21 protein-coding genes and 1 pseudogene are annotated in these 21,487 nt (G+C 56.9%); 5 read left to right on the top strand and 17 right to left on the bottom strand.

Features of this window, described 5'->3' with window-relative positions; all coding sequences use genetic code 11:
- Positions 1-6: 6 nt before the first annotated feature.
- From BJF97_RS14110 to BJF97_RS14085, 5 genes and pseudogenes are all read right to left on the bottom strand, one after another.
- Positions 7-516, bottom strand: coding sequence for a GNAT family N-acetyltransferase (locus tag BJF97_RS14110; RefSeq protein ID WP_004120729.1), 510 nt, complete (start codon positions 514-516; stop codon positions 7-9).
- 11 nt (positions 517-527) lie between these two features.
- Positions 528-2,801: pseudogene (locus tag BJF97_RS35120) on the bottom strand (NtaA/DmoA family FMN-dependent monooxygenase).
- Between the two features lie 30 nt (positions 2,802-2,831).
- The gene (locus tag BJF97_RS14095) at positions 2,832-3,953 is read right to left on the bottom strand and encodes an amidohydrolase (RefSeq protein ID WP_032693470.1); all 1,122 of its coding nucleotides are present in this window, start codon (positions 3,951-3,953) and stop codon (positions 2,832-2,834) included.
- Positions 3,950-4,951, bottom strand: coding sequence for an LLM class flavin-dependent oxidoreductase (locus BJF97_RS14090; RefSeq protein WP_014229251.1), 1,002 nt, complete (start codon positions 4,949-4,951; stop codon positions 3,950-3,952). The genes BJF97_RS14095 and BJF97_RS14090 overlap by 4 nt, the downstream gene beginning before the upstream one ends.
- A 562-nt stretch (positions 4,952-5,513) precedes the next feature.
- Positions 5,514-6,053: an AAA family ATPase gene (locus BJF97_RS14085; RefSeq protein ID WP_004850644.1), complete on the bottom strand. Its 540-nt coding sequence runs from the start codon at positions 6,051-6,053 to the stop codon at positions 5,514-5,516.
- 268 nt (positions 6,054-6,321) lie between these two features.
- On the opposite strand from BJF97_RS14085, the gene ansP reads away from it, so the two are divergent.
- Positions 6,322-7,782, top strand: coding sequence for an L-asparagine permease (gene ansP, locus BJF97_RS14080; protein ID WP_014229250.1), 1,461 nt, complete (start codon positions 6,322-6,324; stop codon positions 7,780-7,782).
- A gap of 45 nt (positions 7,783-7,827) precedes the next feature.
- On the opposite strand, the gene BJF97_RS14075 is transcribed toward ansP, so the two are convergent.
- Together BJF97_RS14075 and yncE are read right to left on the bottom strand one after the other, a co-directional pair.
- Positions 7,828-8,049, bottom strand: a complete 222-nt coding sequence (locus BJF97_RS14075; RefSeq protein WP_009652277.1) for a YgdI/YgdR family lipoprotein — start codon at positions 8,047-8,049, stop codon at positions 7,828-7,830.
- A 231-nt stretch (positions 8,050-8,280) separates the two neighbouring features.
- Positions 8,281-9,342, bottom strand: a complete 1,062-nt coding sequence (gene yncE, locus BJF97_RS14070; protein ID WP_014229249.1) for a 7-bladed beta-propeller protein YncE — start codon at positions 9,340-9,342, stop codon at positions 8,281-8,283.
- 263 nt (positions 9,343-9,605) lie between these two features.
- Between yncE and pqqU the strand changes: the two genes are divergently transcribed.
- Positions 9,606-11,717 carry a TonB-dependent receptor PqqU gene (pqqU, locus tag BJF97_RS14065; RefSeq protein ID WP_014229248.1) on the top strand — a complete coding sequence of 704 codons (2,112 nt, stop codon included), beginning with the start codon at positions 9,606-9,608 and terminating at the stop codon, positions 11,715-11,717.
- A gap of 73 nt (positions 11,718-11,790) precedes the next feature.
- On the opposite strand, the gene BJF97_RS14060 is transcribed toward pqqU, so the two are convergent.
- Positions 11,791-12,090, bottom strand: a complete 300-nt coding sequence (locus BJF97_RS14060) for a DUF406 domain-containing protein (protein ID WP_025107880.1) — start codon at positions 12,088-12,090, stop codon at positions 11,791-11,793.
- A gap of 293 nt (positions 12,091-12,383) precedes the next feature.
- On the opposite strand from BJF97_RS14060, the gene rihA reads away from it, so the two are divergent.
- The gene (gene rihA, locus BJF97_RS14055) at positions 12,384-13,319 is read left to right on the top strand and encodes a pyrimidine-specific ribonucleoside hydrolase RihA (protein ID WP_032693469.1); all 936 of its coding nucleotides are present in this window, start codon (positions 12,384-12,386) and stop codon (positions 13,317-13,319) included.
- A gap of 42 nt (positions 13,320-13,361) precedes the next feature.
- On the opposite strand, the gene BJF97_RS14050 is transcribed toward rihA, so the two are convergent.
- The 3 genes from BJF97_RS14050 to BJF97_RS14040 all read right to left on the bottom strand — a co-directional run bounded on the left by BJF97_RS14050 (position 13,362) and on the right by BJF97_RS14040 (position 16,497).
- Positions 13,362-14,399: an NADP-dependent oxidoreductase gene (locus BJF97_RS14050; RefSeq protein ID WP_014229245.1), complete on the bottom strand. Its 1,038-nt coding sequence runs from the start codon at positions 14,397-14,399 to the stop codon at positions 13,362-13,364.
- A 65-nt stretch (positions 14,400-14,464) separates the two neighbouring features.
- The gene (locus BJF97_RS14045; protein ID WP_009652267.1) at positions 14,465-15,040 is read right to left on the bottom strand and encodes a helix-turn-helix domain-containing protein; all 576 of its coding nucleotides are present in this window, start codon (positions 15,038-15,040) and stop codon (positions 14,465-14,467) included.
- A gap of 161 nt (positions 15,041-15,201) precedes the next feature.
- Complete coding sequence (locus BJF97_RS14040; protein WP_032693468.1) at positions 15,202-16,497, bottom strand: porin; 1,296 nt, start codon at positions 16,495-16,497, stop codon at positions 15,202-15,204.
- A 511-nt stretch (positions 16,498-17,008) separates the two neighbouring features.
- On the opposite strand from BJF97_RS14040, the gene BJF97_RS14035 reads away from it, so the two are divergent.
- The gene (locus tag BJF97_RS14035; RefSeq protein ID WP_014838395.1) at positions 17,009-17,527 is read left to right on the top strand and encodes a GNAT family N-acetyltransferase; all 519 of its coding nucleotides are present in this window, start codon (positions 17,009-17,011) and stop codon (positions 17,525-17,527) included.
- The gene (locus BJF97_RS14030; RefSeq protein ID WP_032693467.1) at positions 17,524-17,973 is read left to right on the top strand and encodes a DMT family transporter; all 450 of its coding nucleotides are present in this window, start codon (positions 17,524-17,526) and stop codon (positions 17,971-17,973) included. The genes BJF97_RS14035 and BJF97_RS14030 overlap by 4 nt, the downstream gene beginning before the upstream one ends.
- Before the next feature lie 65 nt (positions 17,974-18,038).
- Here the strand turns inward: BJF97_RS14030 and BJF97_RS14025 are convergent, their stop codons facing one another.
- The 6 genes from BJF97_RS14025 to BJF97_RS14000 form a co-directional block, all read right to left on the bottom strand.
- The gene (locus tag BJF97_RS14025; protein ID WP_158657246.1) at positions 18,039-18,764 is read right to left on the bottom strand and encodes a tyrosine-type recombinase/integrase; all 726 of its coding nucleotides are present in this window, start codon (positions 18,762-18,764) and stop codon (positions 18,039-18,041) included.
- Between the two features lie 226 nt (positions 18,765-18,990).
- Positions 18,991-19,503, bottom strand: coding sequence for a hypothetical protein (locus BJF97_RS14020; protein WP_071993368.1), 513 nt, complete (start codon positions 19,501-19,503; stop codon positions 18,991-18,993).
- 202 nt (positions 19,504-19,705) lie between these two features.
- The gene (locus BJF97_RS14015; protein ID WP_142394551.1) at positions 19,706-20,023 is read right to left on the bottom strand and encodes a hypothetical protein; all 318 of its coding nucleotides are present in this window, start codon (positions 20,021-20,023) and stop codon (positions 19,706-19,708) included.
- The gene (locus tag BJF97_RS14010; RefSeq protein WP_064388369.1) at positions 20,020-20,325 is read right to left on the bottom strand and encodes a hypothetical protein; all 306 of its coding nucleotides are present in this window, start codon (positions 20,323-20,325) and stop codon (positions 20,020-20,022) included. The genes BJF97_RS14015 and BJF97_RS14010 overlap by 4 nt, the downstream gene beginning before the upstream one ends.
- 86 nt (positions 20,326-20,411) lie before the next feature.
- Positions 20,412-20,897: a hypothetical protein gene (locus tag BJF97_RS14005; protein ID WP_032693463.1), complete on the bottom strand. Its 486-nt coding sequence runs from the start codon at positions 20,895-20,897 to the stop codon at positions 20,412-20,414.
- On the bottom strand, positions 20,890-21,171 hold the full coding sequence (locus BJF97_RS14000; RefSeq protein WP_142394552.1) for a hypothetical protein: 282 nt from the start codon (positions 21,169-21,171) through the stop codon (positions 20,890-20,892). Before BJF97_RS14000 ends, BJF97_RS14005 begins: the two co-directional genes overlap by 8 nt.
- Between the last annotated feature and the right edge of the window lie 316 nt (positions 21,172-21,487).

The raw sequence follows: 21,487 nt of genomic DNA, 5'->3' as shown, positions 1-21,487 counted from the left end.
GGCTCCTTAAGCGCTCTGGCTCAGCGCGCTGACCGCCAGCGCTTTCGTAAAGCGCAGTCGACCATCGAACGGCGGCAGGCTGTACTCTTCCGGATCGCGGCTGAGGTCAAACTGCGCCTCGTAGCCCTGGCTCAGGTAGAGCCGCACCGCTTCCGGCTGCCGAAAACCGGTGGTCAGATAGATATGGCTGTAGCCCGCGAGCAGCGCCCGTCGCTCCAGCTCCTGCACCACTTTCGCCGCCAGCCCCTGCTGGCGCAGACGACGATGGGTCCAGATACGTTTGATTTCTGCCGTATGGGCATCTTTCGGTTTGTACGCGCCGGTGGCGATAATTTCCCCTTCGCGCTCCAGCACGATAAACAGCCCCTGCGGCGCCAGATACCATTCAGTCAGCTCGACTTCGGCATCGCGGGAGAAATAGTCGCCGTAGCGCGCGGCGTACTCGCCGAACAGGCCCTCAATAATCGGCTGCAGCTCCGGCGCTTCCGGAGAGACATCGCGGAATAGATCGCTCATCATGCCTCCTGTTAGTCGCCGAGTCCGGCCGGGTTGATTTCCGATTGCGGAATGCTCTCCACGCCTTCCCCCCAGCGGTTCAGCACCTTCGCGTAGTCGCCGCTGCGGATTGCGCCGTTCAGCGCCGTCTGTACCGGTTCTACCAGACCGCTGCCTTTTTTCACCGTCACGGCAATATGCGCCGCCTTCGGCCAGCCGCCGTCAACGCTGCCTACCAGCTTGGTTTTGCCGGTCAGCGCCGCTTTCCACGCGCCGATCACGTTGGGGCCGAAGAAGGCGTCGGCGCGCCCGGACTGCAGCGCCAGGGTCTGGGCGGCGTCGTCTTTGGTGTAGACCGGCGTAAACGGCTTCAGCCCCTTCTTGAGATTCTCGGCGTTCCACGCCAGCAAAATGGCTTCCTGATTGGTGCCGGAGCCGACGATAATCCGCAGCCCGGCAATATCTTCCGCTTTTTCAATTTTGCTCAGCGGACTGGTGCTCTTGACGTAAAAACCCAGCGAATCTTTGCGGTAGGTGGCGAAATCAAACTTCTCTTTGCGCTCTTTGGTCACGGTGATATTGCTGACCGCCGCATCATATTTGCCGGAAGCAACGCCGAGCGGCCAGTCCTCCCACGAGGTGGGTACCACATTCAGCTCCAGCCCGAGGCTGTCGGCCACCAGGCGGGCGATATCCACCTCGCTGCCGAGCAGGGTTTTGTTATCGTCAGAAAACACGGTCAGCGGCGGTGAGTTCAGCGCGGCGACCGCGACCGTCAGCTTACCCGGCACCGCCAGGTGGAGACCTTTCGGCAGCTGCGCGATAGCCTGCGGGTTTTTCGCCGTATGAATCGGCGTTTTGTTGGCTTCGAGGCTCACGCCGGTGCCGTTGATCGTGACGTTCTGCGCCCAGGATGACGCGCTAACGGCCAGCGCCAGCGCCAGTAATAGCGATTTTTTCTGCGTTTTCTGCATAGCGGGTGTTCTCTATTATTGTTTTTGGAATTGATTCACGGGCTCTGCCAGCCCTAAGCTTTCGCGCAGCGTGGTGCCGGGATATTCCCGGCGGAATAGTCCGCGCTTCTGAAGAATCGGTACCACCTGATCCACAAAGCGCGGGAAGGTATCCGGCGTACCGCCCTGGATAATAAAACCGTCCGCCGCGCGCTGTTCAAACCACTGCTGCAGACCATCCGCCACCTCTTCGGCGGTTCCGGCAAAGCGCGGTCGCGGGCTGGCCGCCTCCAGCGCCACCTGGCGCAGCGTCAGGCCGCGTTCGCGGGCATTGCGTTTTATCTCGTCGGTGGTGCTGCGAAAGCTGTTCTGCCCGAGGTCGCCGATATCCGGGAACGCCTCATCCAGCGGATACTGAGCAAAGTCGTGATGTTCAAAATAGCGGCCGAGATAATTCAGCGCGTCCTCAATCGATACCAGCGCAGCGGTGGTCTGGTATTGCTGCTCCACATCGTCGGCGCTGTCGCCAACGATGACGCTGACGCCCTGGAAGATATGCAGTTCGCTCTCCCGGCGGCCGTGCGCTGCAAGCTGGCTTTTAACGTCGCGATAAAAGGCCTGCGCCTCCGCCAGCGACTCCTGATGGGTAAAAATAGCGTCAGCGTGGCTGGCGGCTAACTTTTTACCGTCATCGGAGGCGCCCGCCTGAAAGATAATGGGTCGGCCCTGCGGCGTGCGGGCAATATTTAGCGGACCGGCTACTTTAAAGAAATCGCCGTGATGATTAAGCGTGTGCAGCTTGTTTTTATCAAAGAACTGGCCGCTCTCTTTATTACGAATAAACGCGTCCTGCTCCCAGGAGTCCCACAGGCCTTTGACAACCTGCAGATATTCATCGGCAATACGGTAGCGCAGCGCATGATCGGGATGCTGGGCGCGGGAGAAGTTTTTTGCTGAGCCTTCCAGCGGCGAGGTGACCACGTTCCAGCCCGCGCGGCCGCCGCTCAGATGATCGAGGCTGGCGAACTGGCGGGCGGTGGTAAAGGGTTCGCTGTAGGAGGTCGACAGGGTACCGACCAGGCCTAAACGCGAAGTTACCGCCGCAAGGGTGGATAATACGGTGAGCGGTTCAAAACGATTTAAAAAATGCGGGATCGATTTTTCATTAATATATAAGCCATCGGCAACAAAAATAAAATCGAGCTTGCCCTCTTCCGCTTTTAACGCCGTCTGCTTGACGAACTCAAAGTTAATACTGGCGTCGGCCAGCGCGGCCGGATGACGCCAGGCCGACATATTTCCCGATGCGCCGTGTAATATAGTACCAATGCGCAGCTGCCGTTGTTCAGACATCGTTAATCCTTAGTCAATGACCCTGAATAATTAAAGTGCTTGTAATGCCTGCTCTGCCAGATCGGCAAAGTAGTGCGCCGCCGGGGCGATTAAACGCTCATCCGGGTTAAACGCCGGATGGTGAAGACCAAATTCGCTGGCGCTGCCGATGCTGACGAACGCGCCGGGAATATGCTGAAGATAAACGGCAAAATCCTCCCCGCCGAGATGGAGATCCGCATGGTGCGTGCGGTAGCCAGACTTATCGGCCACGTCGCTGGCGAAAGCGGCCCAGCGCTCATCATTAACCAGCGCGGTCGGTCCGGCGTACCAGAAGACATCGATCTGCGCGCCAAAGGCGCTGGCGAAGCCGGCGGCAATCTCGCTCACCCGCGCTTTCACCCGCTGCTGGACTGCGCTGTTGTGGGTGCGCAGCGTACCTTCCAGCTCGACGCTTTCCGGCAGGACGTTCCAGGTATTGCCGCCCTGAATCCGCGTGACGCTAAGCACCACGGAATCGAGGGTATTCACTTCGCGGCTGGCGACGCTTTGCAGCAGGGTCACCAGCTGGCTGGCCAGCAGAATGGCGTCCTTCCCTTCATGAGGCCGGGCGGCGTGAGCGCCTTTGCCGGTCACCTTAAACACAAAGCGATCGACGTTGGCGTAAAACGCGCCGCCTCGGGTGGCGAATTCGCCCACCGGCAGCCCGGGTTCATTATGCATACCGAAAATGGCGGAAACGCCCTCCAGCACGCCGGCGCGAATCAGGGTTTTCGCGCCGCCGAAGCTCTCCTCCGCCGGCTGGAACAGAATACGGACGCGTCCCGCCAGCTGCGCTTCGCGTTGTTTCAGCAGTAAGGCCGCGCCAAGGATCACGCTGGTATGAATATCATGCCCGCAGGCGTGCATCACGCCGGCATTCAACGAGCGAAACGGCACGCTGGCCGCCTCTTCGATAGGCAGCGCATCGATATCGGCACGCAGGGCTATCACCTTATCGCCGCTGCCCACTTCGGCAACCGCGCCGGTTTTCAGTTCATAAGGCAGCAGGCTGATGCCGCCGCTCTGCAGCCAGTCGCGAATACGTGCGGTGGTGTCGACCTCCTGCAGCGAGAGCTCCGGGTACTGGTGCAGTTCGCGCCGCCAGCGAATTAACTGTTCGGAAAGGCTCATGGCTGCACCTCCGCGCTCAAATGCGCCCGGGCCAGCAGACGCAGGGAGTTAAGGCGCGCCGCGCCATCGCTAATGGGCGTGTCGATAATAAATTCGTCGATGTTCCAGGCCGACTGCAGGGCATCCAGCTGCGCTTTCACCTGTTCCGGGGTGCCGAACAGCACCGCCGATTCCCGCCGGGCGATGCGCGTCGGCCTGCTGCCCGCCTGACGGGCAAAGGCGGCCGCCTGCGCTTCGCTGCCGACGGTGACCCGCTGGCCGTTTTCCAGCTCAACGCCCCACGTTTCGACGGATTTTGCCAGCTCCGCCGCCGTCGCGGCCTCTTCGGCCACGATGACCTGGACGGCAATAATCGCGTCGCGACGGCTCAGTTCGCGCCAGCGGGTTAACACCTCGCGCAGCAGCTGCTTATCGCCGTTGAGATGGGCGGCGAAGACGAAGTTCCAGTCCAGCTGCGCCGCCAGCTGCGCGCTCTCCAGGCTGGCGCCGAGCAGAAAGCCGTCGGCGCGACGCGGCGGGATCGGCGTTGCGCGGACGCTCTCCTCACCGTCGGTTTCGGTCAGCGACAGCCAGTTGTCGAGCTGCGCCAGCTGGTCGGCAAAACGCCCCTTTTGCTGGGGGTTAAGCCCCTGCTGCAACGCGCGAGTGGAGAGCGGCAGTCCGCCGGGGGCTTTGCCCACGCCCAGATCCACGCGGCCCGGGGCGAGGGAAGCCAGCATATTGAAGTTTTCCGCCACTTTATACGGGCTGTAGTGCTGCAGCATGACGCCGCCGGAGCCAACGCGAATCCTGCGGGTCTGGCCGAGGATCCAGGCAATGGCCAGCTCTGGCGACGGACTGGCGAGCTGGTCAGTATTGTGGTGTTCGGCTATCCAGAAGCGATGATAGCCCCAGGCTTCCGCCTGTTGCGCAAGCGTTAATGTACGCGCCAGCGCCTGGGCAGCCGTTTCTCCGGCTGCCAGCGGGCTTTTATCCAGGATACTGATTCGATAAGACATTTCGCAGGCTCATGTGGATTAACATGACTGCATTATTAGAAGCGCCCGCGGCTGGTGAGAAACAATTTATTTACATGTGCTCTGCCGGAAATTAGATATGCGGTGAGGTAACTGCCCCGGAGGCGATGCTGCGCATCTGTCCGGGCTACGCGTCCTCAGCAATCTGTGGCCCGGTAGCCCGGGCAGGAGCTGTGCAAGCCGGGAAGAAGCCGCAGCAATGCCAAGTTACGGCATATTCCCCGGGTTGCGGCGTAAACGCCTTACCCGGGCTACGGGTTACCAGCAATCTGTGGCCCTGTAGCCCGGCTAAGCGCAGCGCAAGCCGGGAAGAAGCCGCAGCAATGCCACGTCACGGCATATTCCCCGGGTTGCGGCGTAAACGCCTTACCCGGGCTACGGGTTACCAGCAATCTGCGGTTCGGTAGCCCGGCTAAGCGCAGCGCAAGCCGGGAAGAAGCCGCAGCATATTCCCCGGGTTGCGGCGTAAACGCCTTACCCGGGCTACGGGTTACCGACAATCTGCGGTCCGGTAGTCCGGCTAAGCGCAGCGCGAGCCGGGGGATTATCGGCTATTCTGCCGAAGCTCGCGCACCAGCGCCTCGGTCTGCTGCTGGTCGCGTAAACGAACAAAGCGAATGTGTTGATACTGCGGGTCCTGCATATCCGCCAGGTAACGCCGGCGATTGTTGCGCCAGGTTTTCAACGTCCAGAGAATAATAGAGTCCCGGCTAAAGAAAGAGCGGCGGAAGGTTTCGCAATTGCCGGTGCCGGGCCACAGCTCCTGCCGTCGGCTTGCGCGTGAAGCCGCGCGACGGACCGCCTGGCGGATCGTGCGCCAGAAGCTGTAGTCCACCCACACCACCAGATCCACATCGCGCCATTTTACCGGGCGGCTGCGGTTATAGTTGCCGTCCAGCACCCAGCCGGGCGCGGCGAGCGCGGCGGCGAGTTTGGCGTAGAACTCATCGTCCGGCGTCCCTTGCCACTCGGGCAGCCAGTAGAGCACATCCATTTCAATATAAGGCAGTGACAGTTCCTGAGCCAGCCGACGCGCGAGGGTGGATTTGCCGACGCCGCTGGTCCCTACTACGTTGATTTTCATCGTGGTCTCTCGGGCAAAACGCGGGCGGAGAATAATAGCGCAATAACGATAAAACGATGAGCAAAATTTCCCCGTCATGCGCGAACACCGAAAAGCTTCCGATCTCATTGATATTTAAGCAAGTGCTGTCCGCAAATCTTTTGCGTGCGTCCATTTTCCGATACGTGTAGGATTCTCCGCCATGCTCGCTTATCTCATTCCTCAGAATGATGAGAGAGCCAGCAGCACGAACCACTTCATGGACATTGACAGGAAAATAGCGACATCAATGAATACAAAACACTCTAGCGTGGCGGAGCAGCACGCTGCCAAACGCCACTGGCTGAACTCGCAGGAGTCGGGCTACCACAAGGCGATGGGCAACCGTCAGGTGCAGATGATTGCCATCGGCGGCGCGATTGGTACCGGCCTGTTCCTCGGCGCGGGCGCGCGCCTGCAGATGGCCGGACCGGCCCTGGCGCTGGTTTATCTGGTCTGCGGCCTCTTCTCGTTCTTTATCTTACGCGCGCTGGGCGAGCTGGTGCTTCATCGCCCCTCCAGCGGCAGCTTCGTCTCCTACGCCCGCGAGTTCCTCGGCGAAAAAGCGGCTTACGTTGCGGGCTGGATGTACTTTATCAACTGGGCGATGACCGGGATCGTCGATATCACCGCCGTCGCGCTGTATATGCACTACTGGGGCGCGTTTGGCGACGTTCCGCAGTGGGTCTTCGCCCTCGGCGCGCTGGCGATTGTCGGCACCATGAACATGATCGGCGTGAAATGGTTCGCCGAGATGGAGTTCTGGTTCGCGCTGGTGAAAGTTCTGGCGATCGTCGCGTTTCTGGTGGTCGGGACTATTTTTCTTGGCAGCGGAAAGCCTCTGGATGGCAATGCCACCGGTTTCCACCTGATTACCGATAACGGCGGCCTGTTCCCGCACGGCCTGCTGCCGGCGCTGGTGCTGGTACAGGGGGTGGTGTTCGCCTTCGCCTCTATCGAACTGGTGGGTACCGCCGCTGGCGAGTGTAAAGACCCGCAGACCATGGTGCCGCGCGCCATTAACAGCGTTATCTGGCGTATTGGTCTGTTCTACGTTGGCTCCGTGCTGCTGCTGGTGCTGCTGCTGCCGTGGAATGCCTATCAGGCCGGGCAGAGCCCGTTCGTCACCTTCTTCTCGAAGCTGGGCGTGCCATATATCGGCAGCGTGATGAATATCGTGGTGTTAACCGCCGCGCTCTCCAGCCTCAACTCCGGCCTCTACTGCACCGGGCGTATTCTGCGCTCCATGTCGATGGGCGGTTCGGCGCCGAAGTTTATGTCGAAAATGAGCCGCCACCACGTGCCCTACGCCGGGATTCTGGCGACGCTGGGCGTCTATGTCGTTGGGGTATTCCTCAACTACCTGGTGCCTTCGCAGGTATTTGAAATTGTCCTTAACGTCGCGTCGCTGGGGATTATCGCTTCATGGGGCTTTATTGTGGTGTGCCAGATGCGCCTGCGTAAGGCGATCAAGGAAGGCAAAGCGGCGGACGTTAGCTTCAAGATGCCGGGTGCGCCCTTCACCTCCTGGCTGACCCTGCTGTTCCTGCTTAGCGTGCTGGTATTAATGGCTTTCGATTACCCGAATGGGACTTATACCATCGGTTCGCTTCCGCTGATTGCCGTTTTGCTGGTCGCCGGCTGGTTTGGCGTGCGCAAGCGCGTGCATGACATTCATAGCACCGCGCCGAATATTGAAAAACAGCAATAAATCACGTTGCGGTTTGCCTCACCGGGCAAACCGCAAAGGCACAACTTAATTATCCTCCACCAGCTGAGCCACATCGCTGCTGTTAATCTGGCGCTTATTGCCCGACTCATCAGTATAGCTGGTCATTCCGGTATCTTTATCCAGCTTCGGCTTGCCCTGCGTTACGATAGTCTGCCCGCTTTTTGTCGTCATGACATAGTTTGAGCTACAGCCCGCCAGAAGAGCCAGCATCGCGCCGGCGCAAACAACCATTAATGATTTTTTCATCTTTTCTCCAGGATTAATGCCACCGTCCCGCTTGCGCAGGAAAGTTGTAAGTTTATAGCCATTACATTTATCAGGCTAATAAGTGTTTGTAACAGAGGGTGATATCTGGATGGGTGCGGTTTTCGGGCAGACAGAAACAGTGCATTTTGTAGGCCGGGTGAGGCGTAAGCCGCCACCCGGCTGCAGTGCGAGCACACTGATGGCGGGAGAGGTTGCCCCCTCCCGTCAGAATCACAGCGCGATGCGGATAACGTCATCCGGCTGGGTCGCCTCTTTCTGACGCGTCGACTCCTGCTTCACGCTGACGTACAGCGTTTTACCATCGGCGGAGAGCGTCAGGCTGTTCGGATGAGTCGGCGTTTTGAAGGTCTTGACCACTTTATAGGTCTTACCATCGATCACGCTCACTTCTCCGGCTTTACGGTGCGTCACGTAGGCTTCATTGCGGGTCGGGTTAAACAGCACGGCCAGGGACTCCGGCGCGGCGATTTTCTCCAGCACTTTGCCATCGCGAATATCGACCACCAGCACTTCCGGCTGTTTACCGTCGGTGATAAAGGCGCGATGTCCGGCGGTATCCAGGCTCAGGTTGAGATAGAAGTGCTCTTTGCCATCATCCTGCAGCTTTTTACGCGACAGGATTTTGTTGCTGGTGCTGTCGATAGTCACCAGTTCCCCGTCGGCATTGGTGGTATAGATACGGTTCGCTTCCGCGTCCAGCGCCAGGCCGGTCGCCATTGCGCCAGTATTGGCGATGGTGTCTTTCAGCGTTAGCTTGTCGCCATCCACCACCCAAATCACGCTCTCTTTACCCAGCCCGGTGATGTAGACGGTGTTGGTTTTCTCGTTGACCGCCAGCTCGCGCGGGGCCAGCGGACGTACGGTTTCGCTGCGCTGGCGGGCGTCAAGCACCAGACGCCCTTTCACTTTCCCGGTTTTAGCATCAATGGCGGTGACGGTGCTGTCGGTGGTGTTGCCAAACCACAGGGTCTGAGTGGCGTTATCGATCGTCGCGCCGAAGGGTTTCAGATCGTTATGAATAATCTGCGTGACTTCGAGAGTCGTCGGATCGAGACGGTAAACGATACCGCCTTTATCCAGCGAACGGCTTTGCGAGGTGGCCACCCACAGCGCATTCTCCTGCTGGCTATAGGCCATTTCGTATGCGCCCTTGCCGACGGCTTTGCGCAGCATTTCTTCCGCCGCGTGGGCGCTAAAGCTCCCCGCCAGCAGTAACGAAGTTAACAACAGTGAACGGCGCAGACGCGGCGCGGACAGATGACGTAATGACATGACGACTCCCTTTGATAAAACAAATATATGCCTGCTCGACAGTGCTTCCGGGGCGCAAAATCATCGCTTTGCGCCCTTCTTTGGAATGCGAATAGTAATCATTATTTATCGCAATGTGGAGCGTTAATTACCCGTAGCGCTCTCGGCATCACGCAATTCTTGCTATTTGTTAACTCAAATTCCGTTAAGTCTTTTCAAAAAATTTACAAAAGAGCTAACATATATACATATGTTCCGTTTGGTTCGTTTTGTGAGTAACTTTGATGAAAATCCTTTCCGTGCGCGCCGCCGCGCTCCCCGCTCTGCTTTTGCCACTGGTCTCCGCAGGGCCAACCGCTCTCGCCGCTGAACAGACCATGGTGGTTACCGCCGCGCCGTCGGCGGTTTCTGAACTCGATACCCCCGCCGCCGTTAGCGTGGTTAACGGCGATGAGATGCGCCAGGCCGCGCCGCGGGTAAACCTCTCCGAGTCGCTGGGCGCGGTACCGGGACTGCAGGTGCAAAACCGCCAGAACTACGCGCAGGATCTGCAGCTTTCGATTCGCGGCTTCGGGTCCCGCTCCACCTACGGCGTGCGCGGGCTGCGTATTTACGTCGACGGTATCCCGGCCACCATGCCCGATGGCCAGGGGCAAACCTCGAATATTGATATTGGCAGCCTCGATTCGCTCGAGGTGCTGCGCGGGCCTTTTTCCGCCCTGTACGGTAACTCCTCCGGCGGGGTGATCAACGCCACCAGCCAGACCGGAAGCCAGCCGCCCACTATCGAAGCCAGCAGCTACTACGGCAGCTTTGGCACCTGGCATTACGGTATGAAAGCGACCGGCGCGGTGGGCGACGGCAGCCACGCGGGCGACGTCGACTACGTGGTTTCCACCAACCGCTTCACCACCCACGGCTCCCGCGACCATAGCGGCGCGCGTAAGAATCTCGCCAACGCGAAGCTCGGCGTGCGTATCAATGACGTCAGTAAGCTGACCCTGCTGTTTAACAGCGTGGATATTAAAGCTAATGACGCGGGCGGCCTGAGCTACGACGAATGGCAAAATAATCCGCGCCAGTCGCCAAGAGGCGATGAGTACAATACCCGCAAAACCATCAAACAGACCCAGGCCGGTTTACGCTACGAGCGACAGCTGAGCGAGCAGGACGATCTGAGCGTGATGATGTACGCCGGCGAACGTGAGACCACCCAGTATCAATCGATTCCTCGCGCGCCGCAGCTCAAACCCACCCATGCTGGCGGCGTTATCGACCTGACGCGTCACTACCAGGGGATTGATACCCGCTGGACCCACCGCGGCGAGCTGCTGGTGCCGGTCACCTTTACCACCGGTCTTGATTACGAAACCATGAGCGAGCGCCGCAAAGGTTACGAAAACTTTGTTATGAGCAACGGCGCGCCGCAGTACGGTGAAAAGGGAGACCTTCGCCGCAACGAGCGTAACCTGATGTGGAACGTCGATCCCTATCTGCAAACCCAGTGGCAGCTCACCGAGAAACTCTCTCTGGACGCGGGCGTGCGCTACAGCTCGGTTTGGTTCGATTCCAACGATTATTACATTACGCCGGGCAACGGCGATGACAGCGGCGAGGCCAGCTATCATAAATGGCTGCCGGCAGGATCGCTGAAATATGCGGTAACCGACGCGTGGAACGTCTACGTCTCCGCCGGCCGTGGTTTCGAAACGCCGACCATTAATGAGCTTTCCTATCGCTCCGGCGACCAGGGCGGGCTGAACTTTGGCCTGCAGCCGTCCACCAACGAAACCGTTGAAATTGGCAGCAAGGCGCGTATCGGCAACGGCCTGTTGACCGCCGCGCTATTCCAGACCGACACCGACAATGAGATTGTCGTCGACGCCAGCAGCGGCGGGCGTACCAGCTACAAAAACGCCGGGAAAACCCGTCGCCAGGGGATGGAGCTGGGGCTGGATCAGCAGTTCGGCGAGAGCTGGCGTTTAAAAGCGGCCTGGACCTGGCTGGATGCGACCTATCGTACCAACGTCTGTGATGACACCAGCTGTAAAGGCAATCGCATTCCGGGGATCGCCCGCAACATGGGCTATGCCTCCTTTGGCTACCAGCCCGAAAAAGGCTGGTACGCGGGCAGCGATATTCGCTATATGAGCGATATTATGGCTAACGATGAGAACACCGCCAAAGCCCCATCCTGGACGGTGGTCGGCCTGACGACCGGCTATAAATGGAGCTACGGCAAAATGGATATGGATCTGTTTGGCCGCGTCGATAACCTGTTCGACCGCAGCTACGCGGGCTCGGTTATCGTTAACGAATCCAACGGCCGCTACTACGAACCGGCGCCGGGCCGTAATTACGGTATCGGTCTAAATCTGGCATGGCGGTTTGAGTAACGCTTAATTGCGGGACCTCAACGGGATCGCTCGCAGGATCCTGTTGAGGGCTAGCCGTGGATGCTCGATGGCGTTAAATCACGTTTCTTAACGACAATTCGAAAATGATCTTTTCCGCCTGGCAGGAGAAGGCAATCGAAGCCTCAAGCTTTGCCTCATCGCCGGCGGCCACGATGGTATAGTCGACCTGCGGCGGCTCGCTGGCGGGCGCGGCGGCCAGGGCACGTTCGCGGACGGCCGCGATGGTGGACTCGGCCTCTTCGCGGCTGGCGAAGTTTTTCTCTACCCGCCAGACGCAGTCCTCATTATCAATAATCGAGCCCACGTCAATGGCGCAGCCTTTGGTACTGCATTTATCTACAACATCTTTCATTGCGGTTACCTCTTGAAGTTTTCTTTAGAATAAGAATCCGTTGGCGGAAAGCAAACCATGAATATTTGTATGGTTGAGTCGTTTTATCATTATAGGCCTCCGCGAGAAGCGACTTTTTGCGCCACCGCATGGCTACCCCCTGATTGCGCAAGGATCAGGCAGATAGATTGGCAGGGCGTCGCGCGATATCGGCGCTCAATCGTGCACGTCATCACACTATCCTGCGTTAAGCCTCGTCTATACCGCTTTACGGCGTTACCCTTGTCACAAAATAACGCCAACAAGGAGCTGCTATGGCACTGCCAGTGATTATCGATTGCGATCCGGGTCATGATGACGCGATTGCCCTCGTTCTTGCCCTCGCCTCACCCGAACTCAATGTTAAAGCCGTCACCTCCTCCGCGGGAAATCAGACCCCGGACAAAACCCTGCGCAACGTCCTGCGGATGCTCACCCTGCTTAAGCGCCCGGATATTCCGGTAGCCGGCGGCGCGCTCAAGCCGTTGATGCGGGAGCTGATTATCGCCGATAACGTGCATGGCGAGAGCGGTCTTGACGGTCCGGCGCTGCCGGAACCGGGCTTTGCCGCCCAGGCGTGCACCGCCGTCGAGCTGATGGCCAAAACCCTGCGCGACAGCGCCGAGCCGGTCACCATCGTCGCAACCGGCCCGCAAACCAACGTCGCCCTGCTGCTCAACAGCCACCCTGAACTGCATGCCAAAATTGCCCGCATCGTGATAATGGGCGGTGCGATGGTGCTGGGTAACTGGCAGCCGGCGGTCGAGTTTAATATCTACGTCGACCCGGAAGCGGCGGAGATCGTTTTCCAGTCCGGCATTCCGGTGGTGATGGCCGGGTTAGACGTCACCCATAAAGCGCAAATTCACGTTGAGGATATTGAGCGCTTCCGCCGCATTGGCAACCCGATATCCACCATCGTCGCCGAACTGCTCGACTTCTTCCTTGAGTACCACAAGGATGAGAAATGGGGCTTTGTCGGCGCGCCGCTGCACGACCCGTGCACCATTGCCTGGCTGCTGAAGCCGGAGATGTTTACCACCATTGAACGCTGGGTCGGCGTGGAAACGCAGGGGAAATATACCCAGGGAATGACCGTGGTCGATTTCTACAATCTGACCGGCAGGAAGCCGAACGCAACGGTGATGCTCGATGTCGATCGCCAGGCGTTTGTTGACCTGCTGGCGGAGCGGCTGGCCTTTTACGCGTAAATCATCATAAAACCGGCAGGCGCGATGCCTGCCGGGAAAAAGCTACTCGTCAGGAGAGACGCGAACCACCACTTTACCGAAGTTCTCGCCCTTCAGCAGACCGATGAGCGCCTGCGGCGCGTTCTCCAGGCCGTCAACCACCTGCTCGCGGTATTTGATTTTCCCTGCCTGCACCCAGCGCCCCATCTCCTGCTGGAACTCGGCAATCCGGTGCCCGTAATCCTGGCCGATAATAAAGCCCTGCATACGGATGCGTTTTTTGAGGATTGTCGCCATCAGCAGCGGTAAACGATCCGGGCCGTCGGGCAGCGCGGTGGCGTTGTAGCCGCTGACCAGGCCGCAAACCGGCACGCGAGCCGAGGTGTTCAGCAGCGGCAGCACTTCATCAAACACTTTCCCACCGACGTTCTCATAGTAGATATCGATCCCCTGCGGGCAGGCTTCAAGCAGTTTGACGGCGAAATCGGGCGCGCGGTGATCGATGCAGGCGTCGAAGCCGAGGGTTTCTACCGCATAGCGGCACTTCTCGCTGCCGCCAGCGATGCCCACCGTACGGCAGCCTTTCAGCTTAGCAATCTGTCCGACCGTTGCGCCAACCGGCCCGGTGGCGGCGGCGACCACCAGCGTTTCACCCGCTTTCGGCTGACCAATATCCAGCAGCCCCATATAGGCGGTAAAGCCCGGCATGCCGAGGATCCCCAGCGCCCAGGAAGGGTGTTCCGGGCTCTCGCCTAACTTCACCAGCCCGCTGCCGTCGGAGAGTTCATAATCCTGCCAGCCGCCGTAGCCCAGCACCCAGTCGCCGGGCTGATAATCATCATGGTTCGATGTCACGACGCGGCTCACGGTGCCGCCCACCATCACCGCGCCAACGGCGACCGGCGGCGAATAGGAAGGCGCGTCGCTCATCCGCCCGCGCATATAGGGATCTAAAGACAGAAAGACGGTGCGCAGCAGTAGCTGTCCCGGCCCGGGAGAAGCGACCTCACCCTCTTCCAGGCGGAAGTTTTCCCCGGTCGGCTCGCCGTGCGGACGGGATGCCAGCACCCAACGGCGGTGGCGTTGCGGATTGAAAGCCATAACAAACTCCTCTTTTGACAAGTCTGTATTGAGGCTAGCTGCTTTCCCGGCAACGCGCATTGACATTATGAGGCAGATTGATTGAGCCGGACCACCAGATAGACGCAGGGCTGCGTGGTTTCATTAATAAAGCGGCAGTCGTTCGGCGGCCCGAGCTCCAGGCAATCCCCCGCCTGCATTTCGTGGCGCGCGTTGCCTTCGAGAAAGACCAGTTCGCCCTGCTGTAGCCAGATGAGCTGCCGGGCCAGCGCATAGGATGACGCGGGCATAGGAACGTCGCTGCCAGCCGGAAGTTCCACCTGCACCAGATCGATAGGCAGGTCGCTACGCGGAGAAACGTGACGCCGAAGATAGTGGCTCTGCGGATCGTGCCACACCGGCTGATGAGCAAAACGCAGCAGCTTGCCTTCCTGCATCTCCGCCCTGGCGATCAGCGTCGACATGCTAATGCCGAAGGCGCCGGAAAGCCGTCCAAGCATCGACGCCGTCGGGCTGCTTTCGCCGCGCTCGATCTTGTGGATCATCGCCCGCGATGCCCCAGCCCGTTCGGCGAGTTCGCTGAGCGACCAGCCGCGGGATTCCCGCTCGATTCGGATGCGTGCGCTGATGCGCTGGTTGAGGTTGTCTTCTATAGTATTCATAACGTGACACTATAGTGTAGCCCTACTGTTTCTACAACCAGACGCCGATAGCGGCGATTATCGTGAAAAGGCCCGGCGTAATACACCACCGGGCAAGGCAGAAAAGGATGCAATCCGTTAACTAAACTCCCTCAAGACCATAAATGAAAAGAAAACGCCCGTCAGATAAAGACGCGCAGCCCCACTGCGCCAAGATTGTCGTCAATATTCCACGCTTCGTTATCGTTGCCCCAGGCTTTTTCGTAGCCGTATTCAAGATAGGTCACCGCGTTTTTCCCCAGCCAGTAATCGGTGCCCAATACCGTCGACTGGAAGTGCTGCCCATCCATCGCATCGCCTCCCTGCGACCAGTTAAAATCAACGTACACGCCCCAGGCCGGGGTGATTTTAAACTGTGAATCATATTCCAGGCCAAGCACCGTTTCCTGGTCATCACCCTGCTGGTTATTATGTTCGTAATGGCCGCTGGTCGCCGCTGTAACATCATTCACTTTATTGAGGTAATAAGTCACTTCCGCACCGTTATACCAGGCATGATCGCCAACGCTTGTCGTATATTTCGCGTTCATGCCCATGCTATAAGTATTGCCGTCATAGGCATCGCCGTTATTATCGGTGTAATTAAAACAGTGTCCGTTCGGGCCAAAATTCTGGCAGCCGCTGACTGACCCGCTATTTACCGTGTAATTGTTATACGCCACCGCGCTGGAGACGGAGAAGCCGTTATCCCAACGGTACTGCGCGGCAACCGCGGCGCCGCCGTGAACGGTGGCTGAACCATCGCGGTAAGCGTCATGCAGATTCGGCCCATCGCCGTAGGCCGCAAAGCCGATGCTGTCGACGTTGTCATTGCCTTGCCCCATGACGCCAATCGTCATATTTTTATCATTGTAATAATAGATTGCCGCGGAATTAATAATATCCGTCGACATTCCGGCGGTATCATGTTTCGCTTTACCGCCCCAGGCATAAGTCGTATCAATACCCAGCCCCCAGTCCGTGGGAGCATACTGTTTGCCGAAGGTCACCACGCCATAGCGGTCGTTGCCAATACCGGCATAAGCCTGCCGGGTATAAACATCATTGCCCTGGTCATCGGTGGCGGAATCTAAACCATGAACGCCGGTCTCATAATAACCGACGGCATAATTACTCAGGCCGTTCAGGTCAAAATTATGCCGCACGGCACCCCCCAGCCGCGAGTCATTATTCTGTATATTATGTTCCTGAGTATGATTAGAGTCCGTTTTGGCCATTAAACGTACGGATCCTAAAATACCGATTGCCGTATCGTCATTGCTCCACAGCGTCTCCCCTTTAGTCTGCGTCGCGGTATAAGCCGGTGCCGCCTGTAGCGCGGTGGTTTCAGCCGCCATAGCGGAATTACCCAATATAGCCCCCATGGCCATTGCCAATATTGACGGCATTAATTTCTTCATATTTTGTGTACGCGCCATTGCTTCACCCTTGTTAGCAAAATCATTCCCTGCGTATAAATACGCATAATAGTGTAAACAGAATATCGTTATATAAAATCCAACAGAGCCATATCGAATAACTTCTCGACATGCGCTCTGCTTAACCGAAATATATCTTCAGGGGTTAGACTAGTTCTATTGGGTGAAAATAAAAAGCGGACTGCCATCACAATGATTTACATCATCACCAATATAATCAATGAGTTATGATTAAATTAATTTCTTTTCTGCATGTCAGGAAAATCCAAATCCGGTAAATAAAAATGTAAAATATGACGGCAAATTAACAGTAATATATTTAATAAATTCTCTAATCATGAAATATAAATACAAATGATGTTTCTGCGCAGGCAACCCAGGGTCGCGCAGTCATCGCACACAACGGACCTGGTCAGCCAGAGGAAAAATTTATGCCTAAACCAGGTGACAGCCTTGCGTACATTATTGTAATAATACTGTACTACTATAGTGTACAAGCTTTGAGGACACCATGAGCATCCGCCATGCCAGCAAAGACGATTGCGCGGCAATCGCTGAAATCTACAACCATGCGGTCGTCCATACCGCCGCCATCTGGAACGACAAAACCGTCGATACCGACAACCGTATTGCCTGGTTCGAAGCCCGGCAGATAGCCGGTTATCCCGTGCTGGTGAGCGAAGAAAACGGCGTGATTACCGGTTACTCCTCCTTCGGCGACTGGCGCGCCTTTGACGGCTTTCGCCACACCGTCGAACATTCCGTCTATGTCCACCCCGATCATCAGGGGAAAGGGCTGGGCCGCAGCCTGCTCGTCGCCCTCATCGCCGAGGCGAAACGGCTGAATAAGCACGTCATGGTCGCCGGCATTGAAGCGCAAAATGAGGCTTCATTGCATCTGCATGAAACGCTGGGCTTTATCACCACCGGGCAGATGCCGCAGGTCGGCACGAAATTTGGCCGCTGGCTGGATCTGACCTTTATGCAGCTGCAGCTTGACGATCGCCGCGATCCGGACGGCAGCGCATGAATCAAACGCTGACCCTGGCCTGTTTAATCGCCGCTGGCGTCGGGCTGGTGCTGCAAAACACGCTGATGGTGCGCATTACCCAGTCCGCATCGACCATCCTGATCGCCATGCTGCTTAACTCGCTGGTCGGCATCGTGATTTTCGTGACAATACTGCTGCTTAAGCACGGCGCGGCGGGGTTTCAGGAGCTGGCGGTCAGCGTAAAGTGGTGGACGCTTATTCCCGGTCTGCTGGGCTCGTTCTTTGTCTTTGCCAGCATCAGCGGCTATCAGAACGTCGGGGCGGCAACCACGATTGCGGTATTGATTGCCAGCCAGCTGGTTGGGGGCTTAGTGCTAGATCTGATTCGCGCGCACCACGTCCCGCTACGCGCGCTGGTTGGCCCGCTCTGCGGGGCGGTGATGCTGGTTATCGGCGCCTGGCTGGTGGCCAGGCGTTCATTTTAATAACCCTATGATTAATTTAGGGATATTTTCACCCCCCAAAATATCCCCAAAACATCCCACCAAAATCATAGAGAAATTACCTGCCAATTGTCGGCGCGATCATCCAGATACAGCTCCGACATTTTCTCAGTTTTGTGACCCCACAACATTTGAACATCCAGACCATGGGCCTTATAGAGACGCCCGGAAAGAGATCGCTGCTCATAGAATGTCGGTAATTCGCGTTCGTCATCTGCGGCTATCCCGGCCAAGTCTCTAGCCTTGGCGAACTTTCGACCGAGACTATGAACAGTTACAGGGTCACCAGCCTTGATTTTAGCCACCGTTTTTGTGTGATGGATAAGGTACTTGCTTAACACCCTGTCCCTGCAGATGGCGACAGCTTCACGCAAATTCATGTCAATTTCCACGCATCTTAACTCTAATGGTATTGCGATTTTTGCACCGGTTTTGCTCTGTTTTATGTATAGAAGATCGTCTTTAATATCGGTGAATTTCATGTTGACGATATCGCCAGGTCGCTGACCGGTGATTAACGCCAGCAGCATCGCAGACTTAATATAATGGGCATCGGCCATATCATAGATCTGCCTCCATTCATCCAATGAAAGACGCCGGCGCTTAACCTTAGCAATGGGCTTACGGGTGGCTTCTGCAGGGTTGCAGCCATGCGGAACTTTGCCGTCGTATTGCGCCTCTCTATACAGGTCGATCCATGACTCACGAAGCCCCTTAGCACGCCTTATCTTATCGTCGTCTATGTACTCGGCGAGAATGGCCGATATCTCCATGGAAGAGATCTCCGTAAGGGCTGAGGTTGGGAGTCTTGCCAGTAGAACCTTCGCATCCTGCATTCTACCCTGACGCGTTCTCGGCCTAATCTCTCCTCTTTCCACTCTCCGCTGAAGAACCACGGAATAACGCTCAATTCATTCTTTCAGCGTAGCTGAGGTATACCCACAATGAACCATTGCAAACACAAAAAATCCCCCGAAGGGGATTGATTTTCATTTGTGCTTACGTTCCTTGGCTAATCATTTTATCCACCTTGGCCCGGCTTACTTTCCCTGAATCCACCCTCCTATCAATCTCTCCTTTACACATACCCTCCACCATACTCAAAACATCAGGCGGTAGCTTTTCTCCCCTCTCACCTTTGGCGCAGCTAACCAGGTCTTTCAGTGAATCGGATCTTAGCTCCTTCTGCATTTCCGGGGAGCTCAGTTTCTCCTGTATCATCCTGTGGCGCTCTAGCTCCTGCGCTTTCTCCTGAGCCTGCTCCTGCTGTTGAAGCTGGGCTTGTTGCTGGGCCTGGTATTGAACCAAATCAAACATTTCCTCACAGCGCTCGTATTGGCGCTCATCCATATCTGCCTTGAGCTGATCTACATACCTTCCCGTCAGAGCTGCGCCAAATTGAGATCCAGCAGCACCCGCCTTAAGACTCTGGCACTGTGGATGATTTGCCTTACCCACACACCCAGAAAGCAACATCACTGCAACCGGCAGAATCAGCAGCTTATTGCTCATAAGAACAATACCCTCCCTTATGATGACTCCCCGTTCCGCCGTGCGGGTGCTCGCCTTTAGGGCAAGCGAACGCCGAAGATGAGACAACCAGAACCAGACCGACAATCGAAAACAGCAATTTAATTTTCATTAGATTTTCCTTAGCCAATAAAAAACCCGCACATATTGCGCGGGTTATTGATTTATGTTTGGTTCCTTAGTGCTAATCAGGTATGCCGATTCCGGCGACCTCCAGAGCACCTCTGAGCCTGGCTATTTCTGTCTTGGCCTCCTGCTGCTGCTGCCACAGGCTTAGAATGATGGTTTGCGATTGCTGGATTTTGGTGCATTCACTATGGATCAGCTTACCCACCTCACCCAGGCTCGCAGGCACGTTGATTTTAGTTACCTGGTACAGCGCTGGAGCGCTGGCCGTTAGCTCGTTCTGCGTGCTGGCACTGCTCGTCCGGCGCGGTGCCTGCTGCGACCTCTCCAGGGCGTCAACACTGGCTGCAGCCTTCTTTTCTGCGGTATTCATCATTGCCCCGTCTGCACAATTTTAAAATTAATACCGGCGGGAATATCCCCCTGCCCGGATATCTCCAGGCGGTACCCGTGGCTTTCGCCCTCTGCGCACCAGGTGGTAAGGCGCTGCGCTGACAGGGTAACTGTCTGCTTTTCCCATGTATAACCGGCGTCGGGGTTGTCGGCCCGACCAATACTGAGAGTAATATCGTTTTGACCCCTGCCATTTAAATAGACCTCGGAGATCATCTCTCGATAGCCGGTGTTAAAGTCCAGGCCGCGGCGCTCGACGTAGCACTGCAGGTCCTGGGTTGTCATGGCGTAAACACCTCCGCTGTACTTGTTGCGCGCCTCTGTCGCCCCGTAGTTGAGGTAATAGACCCCACCAGCTGCACACGCTCCTATCACGGTTCCCTGGGCGGTTTTAACACTGTCAGTATCCCAAACGGTGTTATCGCTATCCCATGTAATATCCATGCTATCCCATGTTCGCGGGTATGACGGGGGGCAAGGGGCGCAAAGGCCGTATCGTTAATATATGGGAGGGTTTTTCGGCTCCAGGTCTCTTTCAGGTAATTGTAGGTAAGGGCGATGGTCTTGCTATAGTCTCCACTGGCCTGGTCGGTACCGTAAATCATGATCCAAATTTCTGACAGTTCAGGAAAAACCAGCATACGACACATGCCAGTTTCATGGTCGTTCATATAAGCAGCAAGCCAGTCTCTAACTTTACCATCGGCTACACTCACGCGGGATACGCTGTCATGCCGTATTACATCGGACCCGGTGAATACGTAGTTACGCTCCTTGCCCTGCGAGACAACCATTGCAGCAAGCCGGCGAACACGATCGCGGTACTCACGGGTAGTGAACTCTGGACGCTCACTCATGCTTTACGCCCTTCATGATGTCGCGCTCAAGCTGGTCAAGCTCATGATCAGTAAGATGGGCGTCAACATGCGAGCCAAGGTCAGTACGCGACTTATCCGCAAGCGTTGGTGCCAGCGACAGAAGGCGAGTTGCAGTTGTGGCTAGATTGGCGAATGCCGTGGATTTGATGCCCGGTGACTGCATCTTGTCGAACAGCGTGGACATAAGACCGCCACGCTGCAGGAACACGGGCACCTCGCCCTGCAGCGCGATTAGCCATTGCCTGAGTTTCAAGGTAGGCCGCGTAACGCTCAAAGTGCTTTTGAGTTACGTTGCCTTTGCGGGGAGCAAACCCAAGCTTGCGCATCTCACGAATAAGAGACTTACTCTCTTCGCTGATTGCCTGCTTGCGATCTGCTTTGAGCTGCTCAGTCTTTAGCTGTTTGTCAGCCTGAGACTTTCGAGCATGTGATGGTTTGGTGGTCACTCATTGCAACCTCCCGACGGGCTTCATGCCTCTGGGCTTTCGCCCTTCACTAAAAAAAATATTCTGACGCAGTGTCCGACGCTGCCGTACTGGGTATCGCGACCCTGAGCAACGGGGCGAGGC

The sequence above is a fragment of the Klebsiella sp. LTGPAF-6F genome (genome assembly GCF_001753185.1).
Taxonomy (GTDB): Bacteria; Pseudomonadota; Gammaproteobacteria; order Enterobacterales; family Enterobacteriaceae; genus Klebsiella; species Klebsiella michiganensis.
This window is presented reverse-complemented; position numbering and strand designations above follow the sequence as displayed.